At 62.1% G+C, this 17,018-nt stretch carries 18 protein-coding genes and 1 pseudogene; 7 read left to right on the plus strand and 12 right to left on the minus strand.

Annotation, left to right across the window (positions count from 1 at the left end; translation table 11 throughout):
- Positions 1–101: 101 nt before the first annotated feature.
- Positions 102–278: a hypothetical protein gene (locus EOA78_RS09065; protein ID WP_127314859.1), complete on the plus strand. Its 177-nt coding sequence runs from the start codon at positions 102–104 to the stop codon at positions 276–278.
- A gap of 34 nt (positions 279–312) precedes the next feature.
- On the opposite strand, the gene EOA78_RS09070 is transcribed toward EOA78_RS09065, so the two are convergent.
- The 9 genes and pseudogenes from EOA78_RS09070 to EOA78_RS09110 all read right to left on the minus strand — a co-directional run bounded on the left by EOA78_RS09070 (position 313) and on the right by EOA78_RS09110 (position 8,824).
- On the minus strand, positions 313–1,464 hold the full coding sequence (locus tag EOA78_RS09070; RefSeq protein WP_127314861.1) for a GGDEF domain-containing protein: 1,152 nt from the start codon (positions 1,462–1,464) through the stop codon (positions 313–315).
- A 95-nt stretch (positions 1,465–1,559) separates the two neighbouring features.
- Positions 1,560–2,366 (minus strand): DUF72 domain-containing protein, encoded by an 807-nt coding sequence (locus tag EOA78_RS09075; RefSeq protein WP_127314862.1) that lies wholly within the window; start codon positions 2,364–2,366, stop codon positions 1,560–1,562.
- A gap of 26 nt (positions 2,367–2,392) precedes the next feature.
- Complete coding sequence (locus tag EOA78_RS09080) at positions 2,393–2,863, minus strand: GNAT family N-acetyltransferase (protein WP_127314863.1); 471 nt, start codon at positions 2,861–2,863, stop codon at positions 2,393–2,395.
- 34 nt (positions 2,864–2,897) lie between these two features.
- Positions 2,898–5,819 (minus strand): excinuclease ABC subunit UvrA, encoded by a 2,922-nt coding sequence (gene uvrA / locus EOA78_RS09085; RefSeq protein WP_127314865.1) that lies wholly within the window; start codon positions 5,817–5,819, stop codon positions 2,898–2,900.
- 763 nt (positions 5,820–6,582) lie between these two features.
- A pseudogene (locus tag EOA78_RS09090) lies at positions 6,583–6,808 on the minus strand (hypothetical protein).
- Positions 6,809–6,969: 161 nt separating this feature from the next.
- The gene (locus EOA78_RS09095) at positions 6,970–7,575 is read right to left on the minus strand and encodes an ATP-dependent Clp protease proteolytic subunit (protein ID WP_127314869.1); all 606 of its coding nucleotides are present in this window, start codon (positions 7,573–7,575) and stop codon (positions 6,970–6,972) included.
- 21 nt (positions 7,576–7,596) lie between these two features.
- On the minus strand, positions 7,597–8,079 hold the full coding sequence (locus tag EOA78_RS09100; protein WP_127314871.1) for an SRPBCC domain-containing protein: 483 nt from the start codon (positions 8,077–8,079) through the stop codon (positions 7,597–7,599).
- Positions 8,076–8,390 carry a metalloregulator ArsR/SmtB family transcription factor gene (locus EOA78_RS09105; RefSeq protein WP_127314872.1) on the minus strand — a complete coding sequence of 105 codons (315 nt, stop codon included), beginning with the start codon at positions 8,388–8,390 and terminating at the stop codon, positions 8,076–8,078. Before EOA78_RS09105 ends, EOA78_RS09100 begins: the two co-directional genes overlap by 4 nt.
- Positions 8,391–8,434: 44 nt before the next feature.
- A complete protein-coding gene (locus tag EOA78_RS09110; protein WP_127314874.1) occupies positions 8,435–8,824 on the minus strand; it encodes a cupin domain-containing protein in 390 nt (129 codons plus the stop codon).
- Between the two features lie 201 nt (positions 8,825–9,025).
- On the opposite strand from EOA78_RS09110, the gene ssb reads away from it, so the two are divergent.
- Complete coding sequence (gene ssb, locus EOA78_RS09115; RefSeq protein ID WP_127314876.1) at positions 9,026–9,544, plus strand: single-stranded DNA-binding protein; 519 nt, start codon at positions 9,026–9,028, stop codon at positions 9,542–9,544.
- Between the two features lie 132 nt (positions 9,545–9,676).
- Entirely contained in the window at positions 9,677–10,099 is a 423-nt protein-coding gene (locus EOA78_RS09120) for an OsmC family protein (RefSeq protein ID WP_127314877.1), read from the plus strand.
- Positions 10,100–10,187: 88 nt separating this feature from the next.
- Here EOA78_RS09120 and EOA78_RS09125 read toward each other — a convergent pair whose 3' ends face one another.
- The gene (locus EOA78_RS09125; protein ID WP_029352879.1) at positions 10,188–10,817 is read right to left on the minus strand and encodes a MarC family protein; all 630 of its coding nucleotides are present in this window, start codon (positions 10,815–10,817) and stop codon (positions 10,188–10,190) included.
- 78 nt (positions 10,818–10,895) lie between these two features.
- A complete protein-coding gene (locus tag EOA78_RS09130; RefSeq protein WP_127314878.1) occupies positions 10,896–11,432 on the minus strand; it encodes a hypothetical protein in 537 nt (178 codons plus the stop codon).
- Positions 11,433–11,518: 86 nt separating this feature from the next.
- Here EOA78_RS09130 and EOA78_RS09135 point away from each other — a divergent pair, with 86 nt between their 5' ends.
- The 3 genes from EOA78_RS09135 to gyrA all read left to right on the plus strand — a co-directional run bounded on the left by EOA78_RS09135 (position 11,519) and on the right by gyrA (position 15,937).
- Positions 11,519–12,373, plus strand: a complete 855-nt coding sequence (locus EOA78_RS09135) for an AraC family transcriptional regulator (protein WP_127314940.1) — start codon at positions 11,519–11,521, stop codon at positions 12,371–12,373.
- A 182-nt stretch (positions 12,374–12,555) separates the two neighbouring features.
- Positions 12,556–12,978 carry a GNAT family N-acetyltransferase gene (locus tag EOA78_RS09140; protein WP_127314879.1) on the plus strand — a complete coding sequence of 141 codons (423 nt, stop codon included), beginning with the start codon at positions 12,556–12,558 and terminating at the stop codon, positions 12,976–12,978.
- Between the two features lie 148 nt (positions 12,979–13,126).
- Complete coding sequence (gyrA, locus tag EOA78_RS09145; RefSeq protein ID WP_127314880.1) at positions 13,127–15,937, plus strand: DNA gyrase subunit A; 2,811 nt, start codon at positions 13,127–13,129, stop codon at positions 15,935–15,937.
- Between the two features lie 54 nt (positions 15,938–15,991).
- On the opposite strand, the gene EOA78_RS09150 is transcribed toward gyrA, so the two are convergent.
- On the minus strand, positions 15,992–16,144 hold the full coding sequence (locus EOA78_RS09150; RefSeq protein WP_127314881.1) for a hypothetical protein: 153 nt from the start codon (positions 16,142–16,144) through the stop codon (positions 15,992–15,994).
- A 298-nt stretch (positions 16,145–16,442) separates the two neighbouring features.
- On the opposite strand from EOA78_RS09150, the gene coaD reads away from it, so the two are divergent.
- Entirely contained in the window at positions 16,443–16,943 is a 501-nt protein-coding gene (gene coaD / locus EOA78_RS09155) for a pantetheine-phosphate adenylyltransferase (protein ID WP_127314882.1), read from the plus strand.
- Positions 16,944–17,018: the final 75 nt, after the last annotated feature.

A 17,018-nucleotide genomic window follows, 5' to 3' on the forward strand; every position in this document is an offset into this window, starting at 1 on the left:
GATCAGGGTGAAGCGTGGGCTCAGCCGGCACGTTCCGTGCAAGCAACCCCCTTTCTGCGATCTGATCGTTGTTCAACGCATTTGGGGCACTTGGGCAGCCGATGGAACGTTATGTCGAGGACTACCAGAAACGACGGCTCACCGAGCGCGTCGACATCATGACCGCCATCAACATTCTGAAATCGCAAGGATACGATCACGACGAGCTGATCGCAGAGATCACCAAGGTCTTCTACGTCGATCTCGATGCTTACAACGAGGTCTTGATGGCGGCGTGAGGGCTGACGGAAGGGGCGGTACGCCGCCAAGCGGCTAGCTTGCGCGTCGGAAGGTCGAGGCCGCGACGCGGTTGCGACCGCCGCGCTTGGCGGCATAGAGCGCCTTGTCGGCGGCGCTGAGCACTTTGTCGAAGGTCATGCCGTCCTTGCTGCCGAAGGCGTATCCGGCGCTGACCGTACATGTCAGGGGACGGGTTTCGGTCTCGATGATACGCGCGGCAAAGGCGGTGCGTATACGCTCGGCGGTGAACTCCACCGCTTCGGGCAGGGTCCGCTGCATAACCAGCGCGAACTCCTCTCCGCCCATGCGCGCGGCGACATCGGTGGGGCGAAGGTTCTCCACCAGTTCCTCGGCGAACACTCTCAGCACCTGATCGCCTGTGGCGTGGCCGAATTCGTCGTTGATGGCCTTGAAGCCGTCGAGGTCGAATACGACCACCGCCGTGAAGGCCCCGATCGGGGCGCCGCCATTGAGATCGAACAGGGCGCGCCGATTGAGCAGGCCAGTCAGCGGATCGGTTAGCGCAGCCAGACGATGATATCGGGCCAGACGGCCCTGGTTGAGTGCCAGTGAAAGAGCGCCGATGCCAGTCATGCTGGCGATGACGACGACGAGGCTCAGATCCTCGGCCCAGTTGCTCGGCGCATGTCCGAGGACAAGCTTCCCATCCCATGCAAGAGCCATGGCACACAGTACAAAGGAAATGCCGGTGGCCGAGTAGAGCACGGCGAGGCCGATGATCGGGACAGGGGCTTCAGCGCGCCCGATCCAGTACTGATAAGCCGTTGCAAATAGAAGCAGGGCGGCAAGAAGATTTTCGAACATGAAGCCGAGCCCGTCATAGCCGAGCGCCATCGGCGGCAACGCCAGGGCAAGCGAGATGCAACTGCCGAAAACCGTCAGCGGGATCGGCGACCGGCCGGACCTGAACTGGTAGGCGGCGCCCAGCATGGTCGAGAACCCAACCAGGAGCAGGGCGAACGTCGCGATGCCGAGGATGCGTCCGGGCGTCTCAATATAGTCCTCGTAGATAAAAACATCGCCGACGATCAACAACGCGCTGATCGACCATGTCAGCAGAAACTTTTCAGTTCGCGCGGTCAGCCAGATGCCGAACAACGTCAGGCTCAGGCAGGCGGCGGAAAAACCGACAGCCAGCAGAAGTGAGTGGTAGTCGAGCGACATGCCCTAACCCGCGGCTGCCCTAGCTCCGCGGATTCATGCAGCAAGGAGGTATCGATAAGGTTACGATGGTGATGTAGATGTCACAACTCGAGCCATCAGCCTGTGACGCGTTTCATCAGCGCCATGGCGCCGAACGGCGCGCGGACCTTGCCTTCGGTGATGAAGTAGGCAAACACATCACGCGGTTTGACTGGTGCGTCGGTTGAAGGATCGGTGCGCGGCAGGTCGGCAGGCACATTGCCTTCCGCCCAGGTTTTTGCCCGCGCCGCCCATTCGTCGAGCGCCTTTGGCGTGTAACAGTCGGGATTGTCGTCGCTGCCTGTCTGCAGCCGGAGATAGACGAAATCGCCGGTGATATCGGCGATTGCTGGATATTTGGCGTGGTCGGCGTAGACGATCGCGACCTTGTATTTGCGCGCCAGGGCGGCGAATTCCGGCACGACGAAGCTGTCGTTGCGCACCTCGACCGCATGGCGCAGCGCAACGCCGTCCTGCTTTTCAGGCAACAGCTTGAGGAAGGCCTCGAAATCGTCCGGATCGAACTTTTTCGTCGGCGCGAACTGCCACAGGATCGGCCCGAGCTTGTCGCCGAGTGCGGCGACGCCCGACCCCAGGAAGCGCGTCATCGACTCGCCGGCCTCGCCGAGCACGCGGCGGTTGGTGACGAAGCGGTTGCCTTTAAGCGAATAGACGAAGCCATCCGGCGCTTCGTTAGCCCATTTGACGAAGGTCGGCTCCTTGAAACTCGAATAATAGGTGCCGTTGACCTCGATGCTCGGCACCTGCCGGGTTGCGTAGTGCAGTTGCTTCGCCTTGGACAGTTTGTCCGGATAGAAGGACGTGTCCCATGGCTCGAAGGTCCAGCCACCCATGCCGGCGCGAATTTTTCCAGGTTGGGTCATTGTCGTCCTCCCGAGTTTGAAATGGATCAAGCCGTAGCGATCGTCTCGACACTCTTGGCCATATCGACGAGCGTCCATCCTGGCCGGTACGGATTGGGCCGACGACCCGTTTCGTTAAAGCCATACTTTTTGTAGAGCGCGATGTTTCGTTCCATCTTCGGGTTTGTATAGAGCCGCACCTCGGGCAAACCCCACAGCCGTGTGTGTTCGTTCGCCCATTTGAGCAGGGCGACGCCATGACCCTTGCCTTGGAAGGCGGGCGAGACCGCAACGCTGAAAATCACGCTGTGGTCCCGATGCCGTTCGAGAACCAGCAGTCCAGCCGGCTGTCCATCTTGCTCCAAAAGCCAGACCTCGCCGCGTTCGATCCGCGGCGCATAATCCTCGGTGACCGGGATCGGTGGCGCGCCGAGCAGAGCGGTGTAGGGCGCGTAGGCGGCGGTGGTCAGCTGGACGACAGCATCAAGATCACCGGCAAGCGCTCTTCTGATCTTCATTTGAAGGTTCTTCCAGACGCCAGCCAGTCCTCATTCACTCTGCCGCTTCGCGCTTGCCTCCGGGCCGCCGCTCCAGCAGTTCCCGCAGGAACTGGCCGGTGTAGCTGCGCTTCTCGCGGACGATATCCTCCGGCGTGCCGGACGCCACCAGCTCGCCGCCGCCGTCGCCACCCTCGGGGCCGAGGTCGAGCACCCAGTCGGCGGTCTTGATCACTTCGAGATTGTGCTCGATGACGACCACGGTGTTACCCTGGTCGACCAGCTCGTGCAGCACTTCGAGCAGCTTGGCGACGTCGTGGAAATGCAGGCCGGTGGTCGGCTCGTCGAGGATGTAGAGCGTCTTGCCGGTCGCCTTGCGCGACAGTTCCTTGGCGAGCTTGATGCGCTGCGCCTCGCCGCCCGACAGCGTCGTCGCCTGCTGGCCGACATGGATGTAGCCGAGGCCGACCTGCTTCAGCGTCTCCAGCTTGTCGCGCACGCCGGGCACGGCGGCGAAGAAATCGACGCCCTCCTCGACCGTCATATCGAGCACGTCGGCAATCGACTTGCCCTTGAACAAGACATCGAGCGTTTCGCGGTTGTAGCGCTTGCCATGGCAGACGTCGCAGGTGACGTAGACGTCGGGCAGGAAGTGCATCTCGATCTTGATGACGCCGTCGCCCTGGCAGGCCTCGCAGCGGCCGCCCTTGACGTTGAACGAGAAGCGGCCCGGCTGATAGCCGCGCGCCTTGGATTCCGGCAGGCCGGCGAACCAGTCGCGGATCGGTGTGAAGGCGCCGGTATAGGTGGCGGGATTGGAGCGCGGTGTCCGTCCAATGGGCGACTGGTCGATATCGATGACCTTGTCGAGGAACTCCAACCCCTCGACGCGGTCGTGCTCGGCCGGGTGCTCGCGTGAGCCCATGATGCGGCGCGACGCTGCTTTGAACAGCGTTTCGATCAGGAAGGTCGACTTGCCGCCGCCGGAGACGCCGGTGACTGCGGTGAAGGTGCCGAGCGGGATTTCGGCGGTAACGTTCTTCAGATTGTTGCCGCGCGCGCCGACGATCTTCAGACGCCGGTTCTTCTTGGCTTCGCGCCGCACGGCCGGCGTCGCCACTTCGAGCTCACCCGACAAATATTTGCCGGTGATCGAGGCCGGGCTCGCCATGATCTGCTGCGGTGTTCCCTGCGCGATGATGTGGCCGCCATGGATGCCGGCGGCCGGGCCGATGTCGACGACATAGTCGGCATGCAGGATGGCGTCCTCGTCATGCTCGACGACGATCACCGTGTTGCCGATGTCGCGCAGGTGCTTCAGCGTGTCGAGCAGGCGCGCATTGTCGCGCTGGTGCAGGCCAATCGACGGCTCGTCCAGCACATAGAGCACGCCGGTGAGGCCGGAGCCGATCTGCGAGGCCAGGCGAATGCGCTGGCTCTCGCCGCCCGACAGCGTGCCGGAATTACGCGATAGCGTCAGGTAGTCGAGCCCGACATCGTTGAGGAAGCGCAGCCGCTCGCGGATCTCCTTGAGCACGCGCACGGCGATCTCGTTCTGCTTTTCGGTGAGCGAAGCGGGCAGGGCGGTAAACCATTGGTCGGCCTTGCGGATCGACAGTTCGGTGACCTCGCCAATGTGCTTGTCGGCAATCTTCACCGCAAGCGCTTCCGGCTTCAGCCGGTAGCCGCGGCAGGCCGGGCAAGGCGTGGCCGACATGAAGCGCTCGATCTCCTCGCGCATCCAGGCAGATTCGGTCTCCTTCCAACGCCGCTCGAGATTGGGGATGACCCCTTCGAAGGTTTTCGTCGTCTTGTAGGAGCGCAGGCCGTCATCGTACTGGAAGGTGACCTCGCGCTCGCCGGTGCCATGCAGGATGGCTTGCTTTGCCGCTTCGGTCAGATCCCTGAACTTGTCGCCGAGCTTGAAGCCATAGACCTTGCCCAGCGCCTCCAGCGTCTGCACGTAATAGGGCGAGGTCGATTTCGCCCACGGGCTGACGGCGCCGGCACGCAGGGACAGGTTGTCGTCGGGCACGACCAGGCTGGCGTCGATGGCGCGCTGGCTGCCAAGGCCGTCGCAGGTCGGGCAAGCGCCGAACGGGTTGTTGAAGGAGAACAGCCGCGGCTCGATCTCGGGAATGGTGAAGCCGGACACCGGACAGGCGAACTTTTCCGAAAACAGAATACGTTCGTGCGTCTCGTTCTTCGACTTGTTGACCGAATCCTCGCCGGTCTGGCTGGAGTCGAGCGGACGGTCGGCGAATTCGGCCACCGCCAGCCCGTCGGCGAGCTTCAGCGCGGTTTCGATGGAATCTGCAAGCCGCGTCGCCAGATCGCCGCGCACCACGATGCGGTCGACGACGACATCGAGATCATGCTTGTACTTCTTGTCCAGCGCCGGCACGTCGGCGATTTCGTAGAAGACACCGTCGACCTTGACGCGCTGGAAGCCCTTTTTCTGCAGCTCCAGCAGTTCCTTGCGGTACTCGCCTTTGCGGCCTCGCACCATCGGCGCCAGGATGAAAAGCCGCGTGCCTTCCTCGACCGCCAGCACGCGGTCGACCATCTGCGACACCGTCTGGCTCTCGATCGGCAGGCCGGTGGCCGGCGAGTAGGGGACGCCGACGCGCGCGAACAGCAGCCGCATGTAGTCGTAGATTTCCGTGACGGTGCCGACCGTCGAGCGTGGATTCTTCGAGGTGGTCTTCTGCTCGATCGAGATGGCCGGCGACAGGCCGTCGATCTGGTCGACGTCCGGCTTCTGCATCATTTCGAGGAACTGCCGCGCATAGGCCGACAGGCTCTCGACATAGCGGCGCTGGCCCTCGGCATAGATGGTATCGAAGGCGAGCGATGACTTGCCGGAGCCCGACAGGCCGGTCATGACGATCAGGCTGTCACGCGGCAGGTCGAGATCGACATTCTTCAGGTTGTGTTCGCGCGCCCCGCGAATGGAAAGATATTTATGGTCGGCCATCGCCGGTCGCCGCCTCAGGTCTGGAATCTCGTGGGATGGCGGGTTGTCCCGGCCGTCCCCTATGTAGGTAATTTCGCCACCTTTTCGAGAGACGCCACAACTCTCGACCAAAGCCTTTAACCGTCTTTCGCGCGGGCGGGCAAGCGGAAAGAACAAAGACCGAACAAGCTCCTGACAAAAGCGTCCACGTAATCCAAGGCCGACGCCGGGCTGCTTGAAACGGATGCAAATTTCGGATTCGCCCCACAAGCGATCACATTTTTTGTAATCGGCTGTCCAACGGTTGACGTCTCAGGCTCAGGGAGTCAGACTCCAAACGTCACCGAAGCCGGCCGTCTTTCGATGGCCTCGCCGCCCCAAGGTGGTCTGCGAGACGCCGCGGGTTTTTGCGATATGCGCTTCGGACGACACCAGTCGCAATGGACAGAAAAGGAGAGCAGAGGAATGACTCCACCGGACAGTCCCTTGAGGCTCCACGTGTCGCTGGAGCCGCGGCAGGCATAAGTGCCAGGGCCAGGCGTGTGCGCCGCCCGACAAACCGTGACTTGCCGATCCCCACCAAAATCAGAGACTACTAGTCGGATCGTCGGCTGAATGCCGCGAAGCATCCGAAATCAAAAGCCGGTCACTCCCGGCCAGTTGGATTTTAGATCCAAGAAAGCCCCGACCGTTTGCGGAAGCAGCGGCGGGGCTGTTCGTTTTAGGGCCGCAAGGGCACGAGTGCCTGGAGGTCGTGGCAGCGATGATGGCCCGCACGCATGCCTTATTGCCGAGGGACCTTGATCGCGCCGGCGCCGACATCGATGGTTATGCTGCCGGAAATCCTGATGTCGGTTTCGCCGATCTTGAACTGGCCGTTACCGTTGCTGAGCACGGCGTCGTCGGGTTCGGGAGCCGGCTCGGCGATGCGATAGTCGTTGGACACCGGGCAGCGTGCCGTTCTGCAAAGGCGTTGAATTGTCTTGGGCGAACGCCGTGCCGAAGGTCATCGCCGCGACGGCAACACCGATGACTAGCCGGTTCAAGCGGGTGCGTGAAATCTTGTGGAGCATTGACGGACTATATCCGCCGAGCCCTGGTCGAGCCAGACCGGCGGCGATGAAACTTGCCGAACGACTTGGCCCCCATCGCTCATGAGCCGGCTACCTTTTCACGCCGCCTTCTTACGGGTGTCAAAAACATGATCGACGAGCCCCCAAGTCTTTGCCTCCTCGGCGGTCATGAAATGGTCGCGGTCAAGCGTGCGTTCGACCTCTTCGAACGTGCGACCGCAATGGTGCGCGTAAAGCTCGGTCATGCGCCGCTTGGTCCTGAGGATGCCTTCGGCGTGGCGCTGGATGTCGGAGGCCTGGCCCTGGAAGCCGCCTGACGGCTGGTGCAGCAGGATGCTGGTGTTGGGCAGCGCGATGCGCCGGCCCGGCGTGCCTGCCATCAGCAGGAACGAGGCCATCGAGGCGGCAAAGCCCATGCAGACGGTCGATACCGGACTGCTTATATACTGCATCGTGTCGTAGATGGCGAAACCGCTGGTCACCACGCCGCCCGGCGAGTTGATGTAGAGCGAAATCTCCTTATCGGGATTGTCGGATTCCAGCGACAGAAGCTGGGCACAGACCAGCGCCGACACATTATCGTCGATCGGACCGTTGATGAAGACGATGCGCTCGCGCAGCAGCCGCGAAAAAATGTCGAAGGCGCGTTCGCCGCGGCTCGACTGCTCGATCACCATCGGCACCAGGTTGGCAAAACCGCTCATCGCTTTTCTCCGTTGTGCCGCTCAGGCCGCGCCCAGGAAGAGGCGAGGCGAGTTTGCAGCTATGATCTGTCTGGGGCTGTGTGCGTTGAGCGAAAGCCGGCAACCGGCGCCTGCAAACGCAGGCGTAGCTACTCGTGCAAATCCGTCGTGGACGATGCGCAGATGCGTGCCGCCCGACACGGTGCGGTCGAGCGTGAAGGTGACGATACTGTCCAGCGGGCTGGTAAGCGGATCCGCTGCGTTGCCAGGCGCCGGCCGCTCCCGCCAGGAATAACGCAGCAGGCGTTCGGGCTCGGCGTCGAGGATTTCGCACTCGATCTGCGCATCAGCCTTAGCAAAGGCAAAGCGGCCGCCGATCTCCGGCTTGATGTCGTTCGGCATCATCCAGGCCGCGAGCAGGTCCGGCACCGTCAGCGCCCGCCACACTTTTTCCGGTGGGTCTGGAAGCTCGCACTCGAACTCAATCGAATCTGCCGCCATGTCCGAATGGTGTTTTACCGTCATTGGTCCATATCCTTCAAAACCGCCTTGAGCCGTTCGATACGCTCGGGCCAGAACGCACGGTAGCGTTCGATCCAGCTGAGCAGAGGGTCAAGCCCTTGCGGATCGGCGCGGTAATAGGCGTTGCGGCCGGTCCGCCGCTCGGTGACCAGGCCGGCGCCGCGCAGCACCGCCAGATGCTGGGAGACCGCCGGCTGCGACACCGTCATGCCGGTGCGCAATTCCGACACCGTCATCTCGCTGGCGGCGAGCCGCTCATAGACGGCACGGCGCGTCGGGTCGGCAAGGGCGCGGAAAATCTCTGCTTCGATCATGGCAAAAGCATAAGTGGATACTTATTGGTTTGGCAAGCGCTGTTTTACGGAGCCGCCAAAAGCCAGCGCTTCACCGGCGCGGCGGATCCGTCAAACGTGGCCTCGAAGATCGATGATGCGAGCACAGCATGGACGTGAAGTGTATCGGAGCCGACATTTCGGAAACCGTGCTTCCTAAAGGCTGGAACGATGAGTGACTGGCCGGAGGTCAGGACGGTGTGCTCTTCGTCGATCCACATCTCGGCATTGCCGGTGACGACGGTAAGCACTTCCTCGACCGGGTGCCAATGCGTTGGGGCACCTGCCGCAGGTTCCACCCATTGCTCGAAGAGGCAAAGGTTACTTGCGCCGCTACTGGCCGAGATAAGCATCCGGGTTTCCACTCCCGCTCGCCATTGCTCGCGCTGCTGGTCCTTGTGAATGATTGGCTTCATTTGGACTCCCTCATATCGTGGAAATTCTGGTTCGAAACACTACATGCTGCTGACAAGCATTGACATGACATTGCTTTGTTCTGTAGAACGAAAAGAGAACAAAAACCTTGTGGGAAAAGGCAGCCGCGGCAGGCGGGGAGTGTCCCCAGTCTATAAGGTGAGCGACAGAAATTTTGTTTCGGATGAGCGCGGAGAAGTATCATGGCGGGTAGCGTCAACAAAGTCATTCTGGTGGGCAATCTCGGGGCGGACCCGGAAATCCGTCGTTTGAATTCGGGTGAGCCGGTCGTCAACATCCGCGTCGCCACGTCGGAAAGCTGGCGCGACAAGACTTCCGGCGAGCGCAAGGAAAAGACCGAGTGGCACAATGTCGTCATCTTCAACGACCAGCTCGCCAAGGTAGCCGAGCAGTATCTGAAGAAGGGTGCGAAGGTTTATGTCGAGGGCCAGTTGCAGACGCGCAAATGGCAGGACCAGACCGGCAATGACCGCTACACGACCGAAATCGTGCTGCAGAAATTCCGTGGCGAGCTGCAGATGCTCGACGCACGCGGGCAGGGCGAGGGCGGTCAGGTCGGCAGCTATGCCGGTGGCGGCAGCAGCCGCGGTTCCGATTTTGGCCAGTCCGGCCCTGGCGAGAGTTTCAATCGCGGCGGTGGTGGCGGCAACAAGGGTGGCGGCGGTTCGTCGCGCGAGCTTGACGACGAAATTCCGTTCTGATCCCTCGGAGCGAGCGGCTCTGCGCGGGCTGACAACGCCAGCTACTCGAGGCCACGAATTGGCGTCCCGAAAATCTGTCTTGGGTTTCGGGACGTTCTGCATTTGAGCAGTGCGCGATGAAAGGACCATCAAGTGAAAGCAAGGGTCAAATGGGTCGAGGAGCGCACCTTTGTCGGCGAGTCCGGCAGCGGCCACAAGCTGGTGCTGGGGACTGCGTTCGGGCCGGAAGGCAGGACGCCGGGGCCGAGCCCGATGGAGCTGGTGCTGCTCGGCACTGGCGGCTGTTCGGCCTATGATGTGGTTCACATCCTCGAAAAAGGACGCGAGGCGGTCGAAGACTGCGTGGTCGAACTCGATGCCGACCGGGCAGAAACCGAGCCCAGGGTGTTCACCCGCATCCACATGCATTTCATCGTCAAGGGCCGGGCGCTCTCGCAGGACAAGGTGAGGCGGGCGATCGATCTGTCGATCGAAAAATACTGCTCGGCGACCGCGATGATGGCCAATACGGCGACCATCACTCACGATTTTGAAGTCATCGACACGGCGAAGTAGGATAGCGTCACAGCGGCAGCGGTTCGCCGCGCGAGCTGGACGACGATAATGACGGCCTCGGCAATCAAACGCGAGGCCGCTTTCGTTTTCATGCCGCCATCAGCGCTTTGATGCCATCGGCGACGAACTGCACGGCGAGCGCCGCCAGGATGACGCCGAGCAGCCGGGTCAGGATCGAGCGGCCGGTCTGGCCGAGGATGCGGTCGATGCGCTCGGCCAGCACGAACACCAGGTAGGTGATGACAAGACAGATCGCGATGATGCCGACAAGGGCTGCCTGCGCGCCAAAACCTGGAAAAGAGCCGGACAGCAGGACGGTCGCTGAAATCGCGCCCGGACCGGCGATCAGGGGGATCGCCAGCGGAAACGCGGCGATGTTGTGGATCATGTCCTTGGTGATGGCGACGTCGCCGATCTTTTCCTTGCGGTCCTGCCGGCGCTCGAACACCATTTCAAAGGCGATGAAGAACAGCAGGAACCCGCCGGCGACGCGGAACGCCGGCAGCGTGATGCCGAACACCGACAGGATCGATGCACCGGCGATTGCAAACAGCGCCATCACCAGGAAACCGATGATCGAGGCGCGGACGGAAACCTGGTTGCGCTCCTCGCGGTTCATGCCTCGCGTCACGGCGAGGAAGAGCGGTGCCAGGCCGGGCGGGTCGATGGTCACGAGAATGGTGACGAAGGCGTTGAACAGGCTGTCGAAGCTCGGCATCTCTGACCCTCCCCGCCGGGCCGTGCCCGAGACCCCTGCATTGGTAGAGCAAAGCAGCGTCAGGGGAAACCGTGCAGGTCAGGTGCTGCCGGCTCGCCGCGCCAGGAACTCGACTTCGAGCCGCCAGGTCGCGCCATCGTCCTGAGAGCGTTCGCCCTGCCAGCGGAAGGAGTTTTCGGTAATCCGGGAAAAGCTCCAGCGCACCGAGGCGCCGCTGCCGTCAGCGCCTTGCTGGACGATGGTGTCGCCCTCGGCGCGGCCGAGCTGGCGGCTGTAGTACTGGGTGCGCGGATCGCTCCAGAAAATATGCCAGGCGTCGACGCCGGGGTCATAGACACGCAATGTCGTGCCATAGAAAGTCCATTTGCCGAGGGAGGGTGAGGGACCGGCGTCGCGCGCCGGCAGGATCCATACGTCCTGGATCGCGCGGCCCTCGAGCACCCAGCCGAAATGCACCTCGCCGCGCCCGGTCAGCACCTGGCCGTTCTCGAGATGGCGCGTGGCATCGAATGTCCAGGCGCCGACGAAGCGGCCGTAAAGGTTCAGTTTTTCGGCCAGGTCCCCGGCAGGCTCGTCGCTATGCAGGGCTTCGACAAAGGAAGATGAATTGAACATGATTTCGACCTCGTCTTGTCAGGAGACTGGAGGGAATAGGCGGCGGCAGGGTTCTGTGCTTGGGAAAAATTGCTATCTTTCAAGCCATGACGACGAGCGCGCATACACTGGCGTCCGGACGAGGCTGGCAGGTGTTGGACGTGGTCTGCACCGCCGGCGCCGCCGATCGCCCGTTCGAGGAAGAACATCGCAATTTCTGCGTCGCCGTGGTGACCAATGGCACCTTTCGCTACCGCGCACGCCAGGGCACGGCGATGCTGACGCCGGGCGCGCTTCTGCTCGGCAACCCCGGCACTTGCTACGAGTGTGGGCACGAGCATGGCGCCGGCGACCGCTGCCTCTCCTTCCAGTTCGAGCCGGCCTATATGGAACAGATCGTTGCCGACATGCCGGGCGTGAAGAAGCTGGCCTTCGAGACGCCGCGGCTGCCGCCCTTGCCGGCGCTGGCACCGCTGCTGGCCGAGGCGGAAGCCGCACGCGAGATGGCCGACGTCGACGCGTTCGAGGAAATCGGTCTGCGGATTGCCGGCGCAGCCGTCGCCTCCGGCGTCACGCCTGCTGCCCGGGTGCCGAGCCGCCGCGACCAGAAACGTGTCGCGGAGGCGGTGCGGCGCATCGAAAAAGATGCCGAAAGGCGGGTCTCGCTTGCCGAGCTTGCAAGCGAGACGGCGACCAGTCCGTACCATTTCCTGCGCAGCTTCCGGCACGTGGCGGGCATGACGCCCTACCAGTTCCTGCTGAAAACCCGGCTGCACAGGGCGGCGGTGCGGCTGCGCATGTCGGACGAGGCGATCTCGACGATCGCCTTCGAGGCGGGGTTCAACGATTTGTCGACGTTCAACCGCCGTTTCCGGCGCGTGATGGGGGATGCGCCAGGTGCTTATCGCGCTCGGCAACGGAGAGAAAAATTGCCAGACACCTCTATCGTTCAGAATTCGTGAGGCAATATCCTCCTGACGCTGTGCTACATTAATCAGCTCTTACCTCAAAGTGAGCTCGACCGCCCATTGAACGGACTTGACTCCGGCGGGGATGACCGATGACAGCCCCTTCTCGGGCTTCACTTGTTGTCGCGTTTTCGATAGATGCTTTAAGAAAGCCGGAGACGCCGGAGGTCGGGTTAATGGTTTCAGTCAGAAGGGTGCTTCCGTCCGAGTGGCCGCAGGCGTTTCCGATAATCTCTCAACTGCGTCCGTTGGACGAAGAAGAATTCCTAAGTCGCGTGCGGCGACAGTCGTACTCGGGCTACGAGCTTGTGGGCGCGTATCGGGATGGCGAGCTCATTGGCGTGATGGGTATGCGGCCGGTGCACACGCTAGCGCGTGGTCCGCACCTTCACGTGGACGATTTAGTGGTCGATGCCAGAGCCCGCGGGAGCGGTGCCGGACGAGCCTTGATGTCATTCGCTGAGGCAGATGCCCGGGCTCGCGAAATGACAGCCGTGTTTCTCGACGCGCGACAAGAAGCGATCCCCTTCTACGAACGCGAGAATTATGTCTTTCATCCGGCTCCCTCGATGAAAAAGGCGCTTGCTACTCGCAGCTAAGGCGCGCCTCGGCCATATCGTCGCAATCAGTGATATCCTTTTGAAATCACCACAAAAATCGACACTGGAAAACTACCGCGGACATTGGAGTTTCGACCCGGCTTCCTATATAAGCACCGAGTGATTCCCGATTAGATTGTGACCTGATTTGACCGACCAGAAGACACCGCGCGGCGCCGACGGCGGCCCGACCGGCATCGAGCCGATATCCATCATCGAGGAGATGCAGCGCTCCTACCTCGATTACGCCATGAGCGTGATCGTCAGCCGTGCGCTGCCCGATGTACGCGACGGGCTGAAGCCGGTGCATCGCCGCATCCTCTATGCCGCCCATGAGAGCGGCTACCACTGGAACCGCAAATACGTGAAGTCGGCGCGCCCGGTCGCCGACGTGATGGGTAAATACCATCCGCATGGCGACGCCTCGATCTACGACGCCTTGGTGCGCATGGCGCAGGATTGGTCGCTGCGCGTGCCGCTAATCGACGGGCAGGGCAATTTCGGCTCGATCGACGGTGATCCGCCGGCGGCGATGCGTTACACCGAATCGCGCCTGACGAAGGTCGCGCATGAGTTGCTGGAAGACATCGACAAAGACACCGTCGATTTCCAGGACACTTATGATGCGTCCGGCAGCGAGCCGAAAGTCCTGCCGGCGCGCTTTCCAAACCTGTTGGTCAACGGCTCCGGCGGCATCGCCGTCGGCATGGCCACCAACATCCCGCCGCACAATCTGGGCGAGGTCTGCAACGGCGCCATCGCCCTCATCGACAATCCGGCGATCGATCTGCCGGCGTTGATGGAGATCATTCCGGGGCCGGATTTCCCGACCGGCGGAATCGTGCTCGGCCGCTCCGGCATCTACAGCGCCTATTCGACCGGCCGCGGTTCCATCGTCATGCGCGGGCGCGTCAACGTCGAGGCGCGCGGCAACGACCGTGAATCGATCGTCATCACCGAAGTTCCCTACCAGGTGAACAAGTCGTCGATGATTGAGAAGATGGCGGAGCTGGTGCGTGACAAGCGCATAGAGGGCATTTCCGACATCCGCGACGAGAGCGACCGCCAAGGTTACCGCGTCGTCATCGAACTGAAGCGCGACGCGGTCGCCGACGTCATCCTCAACCAGCTCTACCGTTTCACGCCGCTGCAGACGTCGTTCGGCGCCAATATGGTGGCGCTGAACGGCGGCAAGCCGGAATTGCTGACGCTGACCGACATGCTGAAGGCGTTTGTCGCCTTCCGCGAGGACGTGATCAGCCGGCGCACGAAATTCCTGCTGCGCAAGGCGCGCGATCGCGCCCATGTGCTGGTCGGCCTTGCCATTGCCGTCGCCAACATCGACGAGGTCATAAAGCTGATCCGCACCGCGCCGGACCCGCAGACGGCGCGCGAGCAGTTGATGGAGCGGCGCTGGCCTTCGGGCGACGTCGAATCGCTGATCCTGCTGATCGACGATCCGCGCCACCGCATCAACGAGGACGGCACCTACAATCTGTCCGAGGAACAGGCGCGCGCCATCCTCGAACTGCGCCTGCAGCGCCTGACCGCGCTCGGCCGCGACGAGATCGCCGACGAGTTGAACACGATCGGCGACGAGATCAAGGACTACCTGGACATCCTGTCGTCCCGCGCCCGCATCCAGCAGATCGTCAAGGACGAGCTTGCCGCCGTGCGCGACGAGTTCGGCACGCCGCGCCGCACCGAACTCTCCGAGGGCGGGGCTGATATGGAAGACGAGGACCTGATCCAGCGCGAGGACATGGTCGTGACGGTCAGCCATTCCGGCTACATTAAGCGTGTGCCGCTGTCGCTCTACCGGGCGCAGCGCCGCGGCGGCAAGGGCCGCTCCGGCATGTCGACCAAGGAAGAGGATTTCGTCACTAGGCTGTTCGTTGCCAACACGCACACGCCGGTGCTTTTCTTCTCTTCGCGTGGCATCGTCTACAAGGAAAAGGTCTGGCGCCTGCCGATCGGCAATCCGCAGTCGCGGGGCAAGGCGCTGATCAACATGCTGCCGCTGGAGCAGGGCGAACGCATCACCACCATCATGCCGCTGCCTGAGGACGAGACCAGCTGGGGCGAGCTCGACGTGATGTTCGCCACCACCCGCGGCACGGTCCGCCGCAACAAGCTGTCGGACTTCGTCCAGGTCAACCGCAACGGCAAGATCGCCATGAAGCTGGAAGAGGAAGGCGACGAGATCCTCGGCGTCGAGACCTGCACCGACAATGACGACGTGCTTCTGACCGCTAGCTCCGGCCAGTGTATCCGCTTCTCGGTCAGCGACGTGCGCGTATTCCAAAGCCGCAACTCGGTCGGCGTGCGCGGCATCGCCATGGCTGCCACCGACCGGGTGATCTCGATGGCGGTGATCGAACATGTCGAGGCGCCGCCGGCCGAGCGCGCCGCTTATCTCAAGCGGGTGGCGGCCGAACGGCGGCTCGCCGCCGGCATTGCGGCCGGCGAGGACGAAGACATCCAGCTCACCAATGAGGAGGTCGGCGAGGAGACGGAGCTTTCCGACGAGCGCTACGAATTCCTCAAGGCACACGAGCAGTTCGTGCTGACGGTGACGGAATATGGCTACGGCAAGCGTTCGTCTTCCTATGATTTCCGCCTCACAGGGCGCGGCGGCAAGGGCATCCGCGCCACCGATGTGTCGAAAGTGGCTGAGATCGGCCGTCTGGTGGCGACTTTCCCGGTCGGCAATGACGACCAGATCATGCTTGTCTCGGATGGCGGCACCGTCATCCGCGTGCCGGTCAACGGCATTCGTTTCGCCAGCCGCGCCACCAAGGGCGTGACCATCTTCAACACGGCCGACGGCGAGAAGGTCGTTTCGGTAGAGCGGATATCGGAACCGCAATCGGACGAGGAAGCCGAAGAGAGTGTCGAGGGCGACGCAACTCTGGATACCGGTACTGAAGGCGTTGGCCCGGACAACAACGCCGAGTAGGTCTTGACGGGCAATGCCGGCCCGATGGGCCGGCGGTATTCAGCTAGTGGCCGGTTAGAAGTGGCGATACGGCTTGCGGATACCGAAGCCTCCGAACCGCTTGGCATTGGACTTGGCGCGGACGCGCTCTGCTTCCTGATGCAGCCCGAATACGGTGGCGATCAGCATGGCGACGGTCATTGCGGTGGCGAGCATGTAGATCAGCATGTGCGTGTTCTCCTGCACCTAGCAACGATTAAATGAGGTTTTGGTTTCATCTTCTGAAGCTGCAACCTAGTGAACGCTGCGTGAGGGCTTCGTGATCGGCCCGTTCATTGGTCGTTCATCTCGGCCAAAAGGTTCACACAAAGCGCATCGCGATTACCGTGGCTCAGGCGTTGCGCTTTGAGGCTCTGTTTGGGTGCATGTCGTTGTCGAGTCCAAGGGCATGCTTTTGGGCGACATGCATTGGCGGCTCGCTGATCGGATTTGCCTTTAAGAGAGAGGCTCGTTAGAAGCACCTTCCATGACCGAACGCATCGCCCTTTATGCCGGCTCCTTCGACCCGCTGACCAACGGCCATCTCGACGTGCTGAAGGCGTCGCTGGCCGTGGCGGACACAGTGTATGCGGCGATCGGCATTCATCCTGGCAAAAAGCCGCTGTTTTCGTTCGAGGAACGGGTCGGCCTCATCGAAGCAGCGACGAAGGCCGAATTCGGCCGCGATGGTGCGCGCATCAGGATTGTCGCTTTCGACGGGCTGGTCATCGACGCGGCCAGGAAGCAGGGCGCCTCGATCATGATCCGTGGCCTGCGCGACGGCACCGATCTCGACTACGAGATGCAGATGGCCGGCATGAACGAGACGATGGCGCCGGAACTGCAGACAGTTTTTCTGCCCGCCAGCCCTTCGGTGCGAACCATTACCGCCACACTTGTCCGCCAGATAGCCTCGATGGGAGGCGACATCCGCCCCTTCGTGCCGGCGGCTGTGGCCGGCGCACTTACCGCCAAATTCGCGAAATAATGCATGTCGCCCAAAATTGGAACCCCGTTTTGGGACAACGACATGCATGAAACAAAGGTTTTCGGAGAAATATCC

The organism is Mesorhizobium sp. M5C.F.Cr.IN.023.01.1.1, assembly GCF_003997585.1.
GTDB lineage: Bacteria > Pseudomonadota > Alphaproteobacteria > Rhizobiales > Rhizobiaceae > Mesorhizobium > Mesorhizobium wenxiniae.

What these genes read in the sequence shown, in the direction of transcription:
- EOA78_RS09065 (WP_127314859.1), top strand. Translation starts at nt 102, where the DNA reads ATGGAACGTTATGTCGAGGACTACCAGAAACGACGGCTCACCGAGCGC.
- EOA78_RS09070 (WP_127314861.1), bottom strand. Translation starts at nt 1,464, where the DNA reads ATGTCGCTCGACTACCACTCACTTCTGCTGGCTGTCGGTTTTTCCGCC.
- EOA78_RS09075 (WP_127314862.1), bottom strand. Translation starts at nt 2,366, where the DNA reads ATGACCCAACCTGGAAAAATTCGCGCCGGCATGGGTGGCTGGACCTTC.
- EOA78_RS09080 (WP_127314863.1), bottom strand. Translation starts at nt 2,863, where the DNA reads ATGAAGATCAGAAGAGCGCTTGCCGGTGATCTTGATGCTGTCGTCCAG.
- uvrA (WP_127314865.1), bottom strand. Translation starts at nt 5,819, where the DNA reads ATGGCCGACCATAAATATCTTTCCATTCGCGGGGCGCGCGAACACAAC.
- EOA78_RS09095 (WP_127314869.1), bottom strand. Translation starts at nt 7,575, where the DNA reads ATGAGCGGTTTTGCCAACCTGGTGCCGATGGTGATCGAGCAGTCGAGC.
- EOA78_RS09100 (WP_127314871.1), bottom strand. Translation starts at nt 8,079, where the DNA reads ATGACGGTAAAACACCATTCGGACATGGCGGCAGATTCGATTGAGTTC.
- EOA78_RS09105 (WP_127314872.1), bottom strand. Translation starts at nt 8,390, where the DNA reads ATGATCGAAGCAGAGATTTTCCGCGCCCTTGCCGACCCGACGCGCCGT.
- EOA78_RS09110 (WP_127314874.1), bottom strand. Translation starts at nt 8,824, where the DNA reads ATGAAGCCAATCATTCACAAGGACCAGCAGCGCGAGCAATGGCGAGCG.
- ssb (WP_127314876.1), top strand. Translation starts at nt 9,026, where the DNA reads ATGGCGGGTAGCGTCAACAAAGTCATTCTGGTGGGCAATCTCGGGGCG.
- EOA78_RS09125 (WP_029352879.1), bottom strand. Translation starts at nt 10,817, where the DNA reads ATGCCGAGCTTCGACAGCCTGTTCAACGCCTTCGTCACCATTCTCGTG.
- EOA78_RS09130 (WP_127314878.1), bottom strand. Translation starts at nt 11,432, where the DNA reads ATGTTCAATTCATCTTCCTTTGTCGAAGCCCTGCATAGCGACGAGCCT.
- EOA78_RS09135 (WP_127314940.1), top strand. Translation starts at nt 11,519, where the DNA reads ATGACGACGAGCGCGCATACACTGGCGTCCGGACGAGGCTGGCAGGTG.
- EOA78_RS09140 (WP_127314879.1), top strand. Translation starts at nt 12,556, where the DNA reads ATGGTTTCAGTCAGAAGGGTGCTTCCGTCCGAGTGGCCGCAGGCGTTT.
- EOA78_RS09150 (WP_127314881.1), bottom strand. Translation starts at nt 16,144, where the DNA reads ATGCTGATCTACATGCTCGCCACCGCAATGACCGTCGCCATGCTGATC.
- coaD (WP_127314882.1), top strand. Translation starts at nt 16,443, where the DNA reads ATGACCGAACGCATCGCCCTTTATGCCGGCTCCTTCGACCCGCTGACC.